The organism is Bacillus sp. CGMCC 1.16607, assembly GCF_042683745.1.
Classification (GTDB): domain Bacteria; phylum Bacillota; class Bacilli; order Bacillales; family Cytobacillaceae; genus Pseudoneobacillus.
Map to the genome: position 1 here is coordinate 16,419 of NZ_JBHUJX010000016.1, position 12,827 is coordinate 29,245.

11 protein-coding genes and 3 pseudogenes are annotated in these 12,827 nt (G+C 35.8%); 8 read left to right on the top strand and 6 right to left on the bottom strand.

What is annotated here, in order from left to right; genetic code table 11:
• Positions 1-856: 856 nt before the first annotated feature.
• The 5 genes and pseudogenes from ACFSO7_RS09710 to ACFSO7_RS09730 form a co-directional block, all read left to right on the top strand.
• Positions 857-982, top strand: a pseudogene (locus ACFSO7_RS09710) (HAMP domain-containing protein); the annotation flags it as partial.
• A 78-nt stretch (positions 983-1,060) separates the two neighbouring features.
• The gene (locus ACFSO7_RS09715; protein ID WP_377877137.1) at positions 1,061-1,927 is read left to right on the top strand and encodes a methyl-accepting chemotaxis protein; all 867 of its coding nucleotides are present in this window, start codon (positions 1,061-1,063) and stop codon (positions 1,925-1,927) included.
• Positions 1,928-2,069: 142 nt separating this feature from the next.
• Positions 2,070-2,867, top strand: a complete 798-nt coding sequence (locus ACFSO7_RS09720) for a nucleotidyltransferase domain-containing protein (RefSeq protein ID WP_377877105.1) — start codon at positions 2,070-2,072, stop codon at positions 2,865-2,867.
• An 87-nt stretch (positions 2,868-2,954) separates the two neighbouring features.
• On the top strand, positions 2,955-3,638 hold the full coding sequence (locus ACFSO7_RS09725; protein WP_377877106.1) for a Type 1 glutamine amidotransferase-like domain-containing protein: 684 nt from the start codon (positions 2,955-2,957) through the stop codon (positions 3,636-3,638).
• A 120-nt stretch (positions 3,639-3,758) separates the two neighbouring features.
• Positions 3,759-4,133 carry a nucleotide excision repair endonuclease gene (locus tag ACFSO7_RS09730; protein WP_377877107.1) on the top strand — a complete coding sequence of 125 codons (375 nt, stop codon included), beginning with the start codon at positions 3,759-3,761 and terminating at the stop codon, positions 4,131-4,133.
• A gap of 61 nt (positions 4,134-4,194) precedes the next feature.
• On the opposite strand, the gene ACFSO7_RS09735 is transcribed toward ACFSO7_RS09730, so the two are convergent.
• Entirely contained in the window at positions 4,195-4,926 is a 732-nt protein-coding gene (locus ACFSO7_RS09735) for a DUF3784 domain-containing protein (protein WP_377877108.1), read from the bottom strand.
• Between the two features lie 182 nt (positions 4,927-5,108).
• Between ACFSO7_RS09735 and ACFSO7_RS09740 the strand changes: the two genes are divergently transcribed.
• The gene (locus tag ACFSO7_RS09740) at positions 5,109-5,300 is read left to right on the top strand and encodes a hypothetical protein (protein WP_377877109.1); all 192 of its coding nucleotides are present in this window, start codon (positions 5,109-5,111) and stop codon (positions 5,298-5,300) included.
• A gap of 292 nt (positions 5,301-5,592) precedes the next feature.
• Here ACFSO7_RS09740 and ACFSO7_RS09745 read toward each other — a convergent pair.
• The 5 genes and pseudogenes from ACFSO7_RS09745 to qoxA form a co-directional block, all read right to left on the bottom strand.
• Positions 5,593-6,630, bottom strand: a pseudogene (locus ACFSO7_RS09745) (IS1182 family transposase); the annotation flags it as partial.
• Positions 6,631-6,903: 273 nt separating this feature from the next.
• On the bottom strand, positions 6,904-7,212 hold the full coding sequence (gene qoxD / locus ACFSO7_RS09750; protein WP_377877110.1) for a cytochrome aa3 quinol oxidase subunit IV: 309 nt from the start codon (positions 7,210-7,212) through the stop codon (positions 6,904-6,906).
• Entirely contained in the window at positions 7,213-7,818 is a 606-nt protein-coding gene (gene qoxC / locus ACFSO7_RS09755; RefSeq protein WP_377877111.1) for a cytochrome aa3 quinol oxidase subunit III, read from the bottom strand. It abuts the gene before it with no gap.
• Positions 7,808-9,784, bottom strand: a complete 1,977-nt coding sequence (gene qoxB / locus ACFSO7_RS09760; protein WP_377877112.1) for a cytochrome aa3 quinol oxidase subunit I — start codon at positions 9,782-9,784, stop codon at positions 7,808-7,810. The genes qoxC and qoxB overlap by 11 nt, the downstream gene beginning before the upstream one ends.
• Complete coding sequence (gene qoxA / locus ACFSO7_RS09765) at positions 9,774-10,760, bottom strand: cytochrome aa3 quinol oxidase subunit II (RefSeq protein WP_377877113.1); 987 nt, start codon at positions 10,758-10,760, stop codon at positions 9,774-9,776. Before qoxA ends, qoxB begins: the two co-directional genes overlap by 11 nt.
• 356 nt (positions 10,761-11,116) lie before the next feature.
• On the opposite strand from qoxA, the gene ACFSO7_RS09770 reads away from it, so the two are divergent.
• Together ACFSO7_RS09770 and ACFSO7_RS09775 are read left to right on the top strand one after the other, a co-directional pair.
• Positions 11,117-11,713 (top strand): NUDIX hydrolase, encoded by a 597-nt coding sequence (locus tag ACFSO7_RS09770; protein WP_377877114.1) that lies wholly within the window; start codon positions 11,117-11,119, stop codon positions 11,711-11,713.
• A gap of 123 nt (positions 11,714-11,836) precedes the next feature.
• Positions 11,837-12,628, top strand: a pseudogene (locus ACFSO7_RS09775) (MCP four helix bundle domain-containing protein); the annotation flags it as partial.
• Between the last annotated feature and the right edge of the window lie 199 nt (positions 12,629-12,827).

Here is a 12,827-nt window from a genome sequence, read left to right on the forward strand (position 1 = left end):
GAATGAAAGAGCTGAGGAAGAAGTTACCGAAAGCTTGGAAGGTTTATCGTTAAGTATTTCGAATGAAGTTGTGAAGTTAGAAGATTCATATGATCAAAGTATGCTAAATGCATCTTTTGCCATACAGGAGCTTGTACAAAATAAAGATATTACAAATAAAGATTTAATACAATTACTATCTAAATTCAATATGGATAATTTTTATATAACAGATAAGACTGGTAAATTTACTGTTTCGACAGATCCGAAAAGTCTTAATCAAAATTTATTTACTATTGGAGAATATTACAAGAAATTGCTTACTGGTGAAGAAAATGTTATGCAGTCTCCTTTAATTGTGGCTGTAGGTTCAAGTGATATATTCAAGTTTACTGCGATTCCGAAAGCGGATAAATCAGGGATTATTGAAACAGCTTTAAATGCAAATAGTTTTGAAGAGGTGCTTCAAACTTACATTACAAAAGGAAATGGTGTAAAAGTTATCCATTTAATTGATCCTCAAAATATTGTATTGTCTGAATCCACCGGTAAAGGTATTGAACCGAAATGGAAGAAATCTGACAAAGTTAATAATGATAACATAAATGAGGTCGTTAAAAAAACAGAACCAAAAATGATATTGAAAGATCATACCGCGACTATGTATTATCCAGTTATGGCGGGTGGAACACTACGTTATGTATTGTATATGGAAATTGACACGACACCTTATTTTGCAGCTTCAAAACAAGTAGAAAAGTCATTCGATAGTATTGCCGACCACTTTTCGAGAACATCATTATTAGTCATTTTAATTACAATCGGTGTCACGATAATAACACTTGCCTTAATACTTTGGATTCTTCAAAGAAGTATGATGCCATTAACGGAGCTTACCGAAACGGCTAAAGTTCTTTCAACAGGTGATTTAACTGTAAAATTAGTTGAGACAAAGAAAAATGATGAAATTGGAAAGCTTACGAATTCTTTTTATCAAATGGTTACAAATATTAAGGAATTAGTAAGAGACTCAAGTCAGATTTCTTCTACTGTCGAAGAAACAACTAGTATTTTAAAAGAAATGCTGAATCAAACAACCGCTTCAATCGAACAGGTTTCACATGCTGTCAGTGAAATTGCTTCAGGGACCACAGACCAAGCCCATCAAGCGAATGAAGGTGTTGCAAAATCTGAAGAGTTAAAAATGAGTATAGAAACCGTGAAACAAAATGCCGATAAAATGCTTAACATGACAGTGGAAATGCAAGAAAATAATCAAAATGGGAAGTTAAGTATTGACTCATTATTAGTACATCAGCAAACAAGTAAGAAATCTGTAGATGAAATCTATCAGATGGTTCAAAATCTAGGTGAAAAAATACAAAATGTACGAGAATTTACGACTATTATTTCAGGAATAGCAGATCAAACGAATCTATTAGCTTTAAATGCTTCTATTGAAGCAGCACGCGCAGGGGAATCGGGTAAGGGGTTTGCGGTTGTTGCTAGTCAGGTTAGAAAACTTGCTGAGGAATCACAGAAATCATCATTAAATATTCAAGAGATCATTGAAGCAATTGCAAATGTTGCTCAATTAACGATATCGGTAGCGAAAGAATTAACAGGTAACTTTATCGTTCAAAATCAGTCAGTTGAAACAACAAGTGAAGTCTTTAGCAAAATTGGCGATTCTATCAATAGTTCAGTAGAACGAATAAATGAGGTTCATAAACATATTCAAGTACTAGATCATTCTAAAGGTCAGGTATTGAGTGCCTTAACTGAAATAAGTTCTGTTACAGAAGAAACAGCTGCCTCGACTGAAGAGGTGTCTGCTTCTATTGAAGAGCAAACAGCCTCAATGTTAGAAATTAATAATCGGATGATGGAACTATCTAAAGCAACAGAAGAACTTAAAAACAATATTGCTCGTTTTAAATTGTCATAAATAAAAATGATTGTTAATGTATAAAGGTAAAATAAGCTTCCAGGATAACTTGGATGCTTATTTTTTTGAATTTGAAGATTGTTAGTGTTAAATTATTTCGGATAGAATGTAAATATATTATATTAGGGAAAGAGGCCTATGGATGAAAGAGCATATCCTTGAAATCCTAAAACAAATTGAAGTAGATTATCAGGTGAAAATATTATATGCATGTGAATCTGGAAGTAGAGCATGGGGGTTTCCTTCAAAAGACAGCGATTATGATGTAAGATTTATTTATGTTCATCAAAGAGATTGGTATTTGTCAATTGATGACAATCAAAGGGATGTCCTTGAAATTCCTAAACATGATTCTATTTCCATTCCAATTCATGAACTTTTAGATGTTAGCGGGTGGGAGTTAACAAAGACGTTAAAGCTATTTAGAAAATCTAATCCACCTTTATTAGAGTGGCTTAACTCTAGTATTATTTACTATCAAGAGTTTTCAACCGTAGATAAAATGCGAACGATCGCATCGAATATTTTTACACCTAATTCTTGTTTACATCACTACTTTAATATGGCCAAAAGGAATTACCGAGATTATATCCAAGGATATGAGGTAAAAATAAAAAAATATTTTTATGTATTGCGCCCCATTCTAGCTGCAAAATGGATTGAAAAATATGAATCAATTCCTCCTATTGAATTCCATAAGTTGCTTGAAAATATTATCACAGATGATATTCTGAAAGAATCTATTCAAAATTTACTGAGTCGGAAAATGGCAGGGGAGGAATTAGAATTAGAACCAAAAATAGTGGAAATTAATGAATATTTGAATAACGAGATCGAACATTTGGAGTTATACGCTAAAAATCTAACTATTAACATAAACAATCCAACTGAACTACTAAATCAACTATTTAGAGCGACTTTAGAAGAAGTTTGGACTTAGATTAAATAGTTTATTGCACAAATTTTCTTGTCGTTTAGGAATCTGGTTTATGTTTAGATTTTTGAAAATTGAAAGTGAGTAGATAAAATGGGGAAAGTGATTGCCATTGGTGGTGGCTATAATGGTGGAGACTTTGATATAGAGTTAGAGAAGAAGATTAGGCATTTCGTATTAAAAGACAAGCCAAAAGTGGTTTTTATACCGTATGCCTCGGACGAGTTTTATGACAACTATCATGATTTTAAAGATATTTATGAATCTTTAAGCTGTGAGGTAGATTTGCTCCAACAAGGAAATGAAAAGATCATGCTTCATGCGGATTTAATCTATATCGGTAGAGGTCAGACAATACCATTAATGGAAAAGCTAAATGAGACATATACTCGTTCAATATTATTACAAGCACTCGAAACTGGTGCGATTGTAGCTGGATTTAGTGCAGGGGCACATAGCTTATTTACTATTGCGGGAAGTAACGAAGAGGAGATTGGTTATACACTGGTTGAAGGTTTGGGTCTTATTAATGAATGCATGATTTCTCATTATAATTATGAAGATAGAGCTGAGGCCTTCCATCAACTACTGCTTAAAAGAAACTTGGCGGGTATTGGCTTAGAGGATCATACGATGTTAGTCTACAATAATGGTCAAGCTACTGTTTACTCGTCAAAGGTAGATTCCCATGCTTATTTGATCAAACCAGGTGCATCTAGTCATTACATTCAGCCTTTTGAAAATAATGTGGAATTCCCACTTTCTTTAGGAAAGTGAAAGAATCGTTTATAATGATTCGATATGTTACAATAGTAAGGTTCTTTTCCTGATATTTAGATGGTAAATTGGACAATAATGTAATATGGATTATTAATTAGAAATAGGATGTGTATGTTTATGATAAAAATTGAAATACCATCTCCCGATTTAGAGATTACTAAAAGTAATCAAGTTGGAGACGAAAGTGAAGGCGATTTAAGTAGTGTATATGGTTTTACGAATTACCGTGAAATTCCAAGGGATAAAGGCGGTATATTCTTATTTTTTGACAGGAATGAACAATTGCTATATGTAGGCAAGGCGAGGAAGCTTAGACAAAGAATCAAGAAAAGTTTTGAGGATAATTTGTCTCCGATCAGAAAATATCGTGACGAAGTTTATAAGATTACAGTATTCGTTGTCGATAATCCGATGGATAGAGAAATTTATGAAACATACATCATTAATACTCTTGAAGCTAAATACAATATTGACAAAGTATTTTATAAGTAAAATTCATTAAACATCAACACGGCAGTCTTTCATAAGATTGCCGTGTTTTAGTGAAGAATCATTATTTGGGTAATCCATCATGATCAACTAATTGATCATACCAAGCTTTTACTACTTCAGAATCTTTGGAGTTTATAAAAATTTTCTTTTTCTCCATTTCAATATATAAAATAGGAGAATATCCTCTTCGAACAAATAGTAAACTACTGCCATATCCCTTTACTTTGAAAGCACCTTTAGCCATTGTCGATGTACCAAACCCATTTTGTTTGCTTGTCACTTCGGGCATTTTCTCAAGCAATTTAATCTCTTTAATGTCTTCAAGCTTCCATTTATCTCCGTACATTCCCGTAATTTCAAAACGATTGTCAGTAATTTTCAAATCATAATTTCCATACCCAAGAAATGTTGTATATCCGATAATTCCAATTAAGACAACAAAGATACTGATTGAAATTGTATAGCTACGTTTTCGTTTTTGTGGGATTTCATATTTAGACAAATAAATTAAACCTGACATTAAAAAGACAAGCATAAACGCGAATTGAATCTCGACTGCATATTGGAAAGGTGTAAACACCAATGGTAAAAGTAGCAGCATACCAATAGCAGTGGCAATAAATAAAGCACCCGTTTTTTGTGGAGACCCGTTTTTGATTAACTCTTCTTGTTCCACCTTCGGTCTTGTCATGAACCCAGAGATTAGCCAGTATGCCTGCTTTTTCCGGATGGCCCAGCCAAAAATAAGAAGAATAATCGCGATAATTATTTGTGTAAAGATAATGATTGACATAAATACCCCCTGTTTAAAAAAACTTTCACTATTTTTCTAAATGACTAGTTTTCAATAATACTATTATAGCCTAAATATTCCTATTTCTGAAAGTTTGTGAACATTTCGTGAACAAAATCTGTCAATTCTGAAAAGTATACAGTATAATAGAAAATACATCAGAGTGATCGGAGGGATTGATGTTGGGTAAATGGCTTATGTATCTTTACTTAGCAATCGCCACTTATTGTATTGTGTTTGTTTTTATATCGTTGAAGGAGGAAGCCTACCAACTTTCGGTATTATTACTCTTTTTAGCCTTATTCAATTTAGCGCTTTTTACAATATTCCGAAAAGAAGTGAAGCGTCGAAAAATGAAATCGATAATGGGATAACGTTAAAATAGCAAGAAAAGCGGTCAACTTAGTTGACCGCTTCAGATTGTCGACAAAAGACATCGAGAGGACTCCCTCTCGATGTCTTTTGTCATTTTGAATGGAATGGTGGCTAATAAACGTTGATTTCCGCTCCAGGTGCTTGCTTTCCGGGGGGCGTGCGCCGAGCCTCCTCCTCGCTAATCGCTCGTGCGGGGTCTCGCCTGTCACGCTACTCCCCCAGGAGTCAAACACCTTCCGCTCCAATCAACTAGATTGGCTCATTCAAGCAGACTTCCACGTCCAAGTTGCCATTTGATTTATATTGCCGAAATCCTTCCTTCGATGTCGTCACGTACTTTAAGACCTGTCCTTGCGGGCAGAGATAACAATCATAATCCTCATCATACACATAATCATGCTTTTTGAAGAAACCATCTTTCGTTTTTTGGACGCGTGTAAGGAGGACAGGTAACATTTGATTCTCTAGTCGAAATTTTGCGATCGCTGGTTTTTTATAAGCTGCATCTGCAGCGATGGCAAGTGGCCTCTTTACTTTTTCGACAATCTTCTCGACAAGAGGTTGTAACATATGACTATCATGTACATTTCCCGGAGTCACTAGCGTGCCTAATACAAATCCTTTTTCATCTGTAGTTGCATGGAATGAATAGGCAAACTGCTTGGTTCGTTCATCCTTCACATAGTAGCCACTTTCAGGGTCTGTCGTACTTTCCTTAATTTCTTTCCACTCATCTTTCTCGAATTTCTCAGGAGGAAATAGCTTTTTCCCATGTTCTTCTCGGTCTAAATTGAGTTCCAGTTGAAGTTTCTCTTCATAGGCACGAGTTTCCTTACGAACAACTTTCTTATCATACTTGCGTTTATTAGCACTGGCTTTTACATGTGTGGAATCTAAGAATAAATGGTCAGCAGACAACAACCCTTTATCCATAATTTCTTTCAAAATATGATAGAAGATGTCCTCAAACACATCGGTATCGTGAAAGTGGCGCACATAATTTTTACCGAAGGTAGAGAAGTGAGGAACTTCTGTGTAGAAACCAAACCCTAGAAACCACCGATAGGCCATGTTTGTTTCAATTTCTTTAATGGTTTGGCGCATGGAACGGATGCCAAATATGTATTGTATGAATACCATCTTAAACAAAACGACTGGATCGATACTTGGACGACCGATCCCTGAGTAAAGGTTTTCAACCAAGGGATAAATGAATGAAAAATCAATGGCAGACTCTAGTTTACGTACTAGGTGATCTTTAGGAACTAATTGATCGATAGTCAACATTTCTAATTGTTCACGTTCTATGGATTGATTTTTCGTCATCATGGTAGGACACCTCTTAATTATTTCTGGTTACTTAGTTGATTGGAGCGGAGGGCGACGACTCCTGCGGGAAATAGTGTGAGTCTTAAGACCCCGCAAGGAGCAAAGCGACTGAGGAGGCTAAAAGCTCACACCCCGCGGAAAGCGCTCGCCCGTAGCGGAAATCAACGGTTATTTAGTATAAACTAATTTTAATAGTAAAAAGACTGTAGGCATACTCGAAATTCTTCGAGTATGTCTACAGTCTGAAGCGGTCAACTTAGTTGACCGCTTTTCTTATAAATGAGAATGCCCCGAAGACATTACCCATATAGATCCTGCCACAATCACGACGGCAGTAAAGATCGCATAGATGATATTGATTGATTGTATCTTACCGTCTTTGCCTTCATTCATATGCATGAACATATAAAGTTGAAGACTAGCTTGAATGATGGCCAATCCACCGATAATGATGAGAATCGTGTTAAAAGTAAGATTAGTCTTTAATGCGACCCAAACTGCGAAGAATGTTAAGGCCAAGGATGAAAGAAACCCGATAACATGACTAATAGGAAACTTATTTGTATTTGTATGATTCGCCATTTATGACACCATCCCTGCTAAATACACAAAGGTAAATACAAAGATCCAAACGACATCTAAGAAATGCCAGTATAGACCTATGATAAATGTTTTGCGAGCTGTTACAGGTGTTAAGCCACGTGTAAGGAGCTGAATAATGATCAAGGTCGCCCAACCAATTCCCATTGTAACGTGGAGCCCGTGAGTACCAACTAGGACAAAAAAGCTAGAGAGAAAGGCGCTTGTCTGAAGTGTGGCTCCTTCATGAACATAATGGGTAAATTCATTTATTTCTAAGAAAAGAAAGCTAGCACCAAGTAAGAGAGTAACCACGAGCCAGGTGAGAAGACCTTTTAAATTTTGACGACGCATTTCAAAGATAGCCAACCCGCAAGTAAAGCTACTCGATAATAAAATGACGGTCATAATCATTGCATCTTTAAAAACAAACAAATCTTGTTGCGTTGGTCCACCTGCATGACGATGACCTAAAACACCATAAACGGCAAACAAGGTAGCAAATAAAATCACTTCCGCCCCAAGGAAAATCCAGAAACCAAGAATGTTTAATCGGTTTTGTTCTGTCTGATATTCTAATGGTAAAGTGGTATCTACATTAGCTGACATGATTATTCACTCCTTTCTTTGAGGTTCTCCATTTATTTTCCGTTTCTCTAATTTCATCGATTTTCACATGATAGCCGTCATTGTAATCAAAGGAGCGAACAATTAGACCGGCAATAATTCCGATTGTTGCAACGAGAGCTGCGCTTTTCCATTCAAACACAAGGAAGAATCCAGCCACGCCAAAGACGATTGCCATTATAAAAGGAAGTCCAGAATTACTTGGCATATGAATTTCTTCCAATTCATTTTCTTTCAAACTTAAATCTTTATTTTGCTTCTTTAAATTCCAAAATGCATCAAGCGACTTGATTTCAGGCACTTTGGCAAAGTTATAATGTTGTACTGGTGTAGCTGTCATCCATTCTAGAGTTCTAGCATCCCATGGATCATGAGAAACTTTACGATCAGCATAGCGTGCACTCCAATATATGTTATAGCAAAATAATGCAAAACCGATTGCTAGGATGACTGACCCGATTGCTGAAAGCATGAACAAAGGCGCAAATCCTGACTCGGCTGAATAGGTATAGGCACGTCGAACCGCTCCTTTTAAGCCTAAGAAGAACATCGGCATAAATGTTAAGTTAAAACCAATGACAAAGAACCAGAAATGTAGTTTACCAATTTTTTCGTTTAATAGATGTCCAAACATCTTAGGCCACCAATAATAGAGTCCAGCAAAAACTGCGAATACAACCGCAGGAATTAATACATAGTGGAAATGGGCTACAAGGAAAAGGGTGTTATGGTATTGAAAATCTGCTGCCCCCATCGCAAGCATTACACCTGTTACGCCACCAATTACAAAGCATGGTACGAAGGCTAAAGCCCACAACATTGCAGTCGTAAACTTGATTCGGCCTTTACGCATAGTAAACAACCAGTTAAATATTTTTATACCTGTAGGAACAGCAATCATCATGGTAGTAATAGAAAATACTGAATTCACTGCTGGTCCAGAGCCCATCGTATAGAAATGGTGAACCCAAACGAGCATACTTAAAAAGGCAATACCAACAATCGACACAACCATTGATTTATATCCGTAAAGCGTTTTACGAGAAAAGGTTGAAATGACCTCGGAAAATATTCCAAATGCAGGCAAGGCAACGATATATACCTCAGGGTGTCCCCAAAGCCAGAACAAATTCGCCCAGAGCATATCCATTCCGCCACCAGCTACAGTAAAGAAATGACTTCCGAAAATTCGATCAAATGTCATTAATGCTAAAGCTACTGTAAAAATAGGGAAGGCAGCCACAATGATAATAGAGGTAATGAATACCGTCCATGTGAACATTGGCATTCTCATTAATGTCATGCCTTTCGTACGCATTTTCAAAATCGTTACGATAAAATTAATCCCAGTCATCAATGTACCAATTCCGGCAATCTGTAAGGCTACCGCATAATAATTATTACCGATTCCCGGAGTAAATTCTTTCCCAGCAAGAGGGAAGTAAGAAGTCCAACCAGCATCAGGTGATCCACCAATGACAAATGAAATATTAAATAACATCGCACCACTAAAGAATAACCAAAAACTTAAAGCATTTAATTGTGGGAAAGCTACATCCCTTGCACCAATTTGCAGCGGAATTATTACGTTCATTAATCCAATTAACATCGGCATTGCCATGAATAGGATCATAATTACGCCGTGTGTGGTGAAAATTTCGTTATAATGCTGGGCATTCAGAAATTCCATTTCTGGTCGAGATGTTTGAGCTTTCATTAAGAGCCCATCCATGCCACCACGGAAAAACATAAGAACAGCTGCAAGGATGTACATGATGCCAATTTTTTTATGGTCAACGGTCGTGATCCATTCTGTCCATAACCATTTCCATTTTTTAAAATAAGTGAGTCCGGCGACTATTCCTAACATCGTCATGAGAATCGCTATTTGTGAACCAAGAATAAGAGGGTCACCAGTAATAAAGAATTCATCCCATTTAATGCCCACTATGTCCACCTCCATTTGAATCTTCGTCGTTCATACTGTGACCATCATGATTGCTATTGTTATCTTCTATTTGAGCTGGTTCGTCAAAAATTTCTCCCTGATAGCCATGTCCTCGATAGCTCTCTGGACTTGTATAATTCTTCGAGTTTAATTCTGCATGGTTGACCCAGTCCAGATGTGTATTTGAAAATGTCATACGCCCGAGATGGGTCGGTTTTAACAGTTTTTCATATTCTTTTTCTGTTAGTTTAGGAGAGGTTTTCTTTACGTCTTTTACCCATTGATCAAAATCTTCTTGCGTTTGGGCTAGGACTTCAAATTCCATTTCGGTATAACCTTTTCCGTTAAAATTAGAGTTTCGTCCAAGGTAAGAACCTGGATTGTCAGCAACTAAAATTAATTCTGTTTCCATTTTGTTCATCGCATATTTTTGTCCACCGAGGGCTGGAACCCAAAAGGACTGCATAGTACCGGCAGATGTTAGCTTGAAATGAACAGGTCGATCTTCAGGAATATTCACGTAATTAATCGTTTCAACATTTTGTTCAGGATAGCTGAAAATCCATTTCCAATCTGCCGCAGTAACATTAATAGTGATTGGTTCTTTCTTTTCATATCCTTTAGGTACTTCTTCTAATGCATATAAGGTTTTAACAGTTGGAATGGTTAAAGCAATTAAAATTAATATCGGGATAGCTGTCCAAATAATCTCTAAAACAATACTTCCATGTTCTTCGGGAGGCTCGTAATCTTTATTTTCTGGTTTTTCACGATATTTCCAAACGATAAAACCAAACATGACAAACACAACGACAACGACAAGAAGCATCCAAATTAGAGACCAATTAATTAAGTCCATAATACTTCTTGCAGCTGGACCTTGTGGTTCAAATACAACCATATTGGTTTCACAACCACTAAGCAGCACGAGAGAAAAGATTCCCACAAGTGAAGCAATCATACCTTTAAACTTCATGTTGACAACTCCTTTCAATGGAACAAAAACATTTTAATAGATTTGCATATTTGTTCAAAAAATGTTCAAAAACAAATTTTGTTTGTTCATTTCTTCACAATCTTGAACAAAATATAAGAGTGAAAACCGCGGTATATTGAGTTATCACTACACCTATGATGATAACACACCTATTCAATTTTATTTGTGACAATATTAGCAAGGAAATAAATGGAAGTTTACTCAAGAGGTTATTTTATGTTAGGGGGGAATTTCATGCGAAATATATATTTAAATAAACGAAACCGTCATGAATTTTTCAAAAAAATAATGTAAAATAAGCTGAAGCATTGATCGTAATAGAAGGGGTGTTGTAGATGGATCTGGAACACGTATTTTCTAAATTGCAAAATCATACTCCCATTATTCTTGGCAGTGAGAATTTTTCTAAATATGCCGTATTATTACCGCTCATTCATAAAGATAATGAAATTCATGTCCTATTTGAAGTTCGCTCACATCAATTAAGAAGACAGCCTGGAGAAATTTGTTTTCCCGGTGGAAGAATAGATGCAATGGATGCAGATGGGCAAAGTGCAGCTATACGTGAGACGAATGAGGAATTAGGGATTGAAAAAGAAGATATATCAAATGTACATCCGTTGAATTTTTTATTTTCTCCATTTGGAATGATTGTTTATCCATATGTTGGTTACATTACTAGACCCGATAAGATAAATCCAAATGGTGACGAGGTGGAAGAGACTTTTTCTGTTCCACTTACTTTTTTTATTAACACAAAGCCAAAAATCTATCGAGTGAATTTCAAAGCAGATCCTGAGGAAGACTTTCCGATTGAGAATTATAATTGGCGAGCAAGACAAATCGAAGAGTACTTTTATCATTATGAAAATAGGGTGATTTGGGGGCTAACAGCTAGAATTCTCGCTCACTTTATTGATTTCTTATATTAAACGAATTCCTTCAATAAAAGGGATTCTTTTTTTTGACAATATATGATAGATTAAGAATAATAGATTTAAAAAATTACAAAAAATCTGAAAATGTGATAAGAATTGATAAAAGGGGTAATGTGAATGAAAAATAGCACCTTTTCGGTTAGAAAAAAATTATATTTTGGTTTTCTAGCTGTTCTAGTACTCATGGGGATTCTGGGGGGAGTATCCAACTGGAGTATGAGTCAAATGGACAAAAAAACAGATCAAATTACGGAAAAATGGTTACCGAGTGTGGGATCTATTAACCAAGTTAGTACATTAATGGAACATGTCAACACGCTAGAATACTCTTATATTTTACAATCCAGTGACCAAAAACTGAATTCTATTGAAAAAGAAATAAATGCTACAATGAAAGAAATTGACAAAACATTTAAGGAATATGAAAAGACGATCAATTCTAAAGAGGAAAAGAAATCTTTTCAACAACTTCAAGACAGATGGAAATCATACCAATCCCTTCACCAAATTTTTATGGATGAAGGAAGAAAAATGGGTATTTTAAATGGAGCTGGAGAAGGAGATGGAATTACCCTTCTGGAAAATTTAGATTATGCCGAAATGGCATACGCTGAAATGCAAACTGATATTGATGCTCTTATAAAACTAAACAATAATGGTGCAAAGAAAGCTAGTAATGACGTTCAATCTTTTTTTAGTATTGGCAGAATTTTGAATATATCTCTTCTTATCGTGGCAATCGTTTTAGGTCTTGGCATTGCTTTTATTATTGGGCAAACAATTTCACGACCACTTTCGTGGGTAACGAAGAACATCAAACAAGCAGCAGAAGGCGATCTTTCAATGGATCGTATTTCTATTAAAAACAAGGACGAAATTGGGGTTCTGGCAGATAGTTTTAATATAATGGGTACAAATTTAGCTAACTTGATTCGACAAATTCGTTCTAGTACAGGAATGGTAGCATCATCTACAGAACAATTACTTGCAAGTTCGGAACAAAATAGTCGAGCAACTGAACAAATTTCTTTAGCCATTCAAGAAGTAGCAATTGGTTCTGAAAAACAAGCTCAACATTCATCTCAAGCGAACCAAGTGGTTGTAGAAA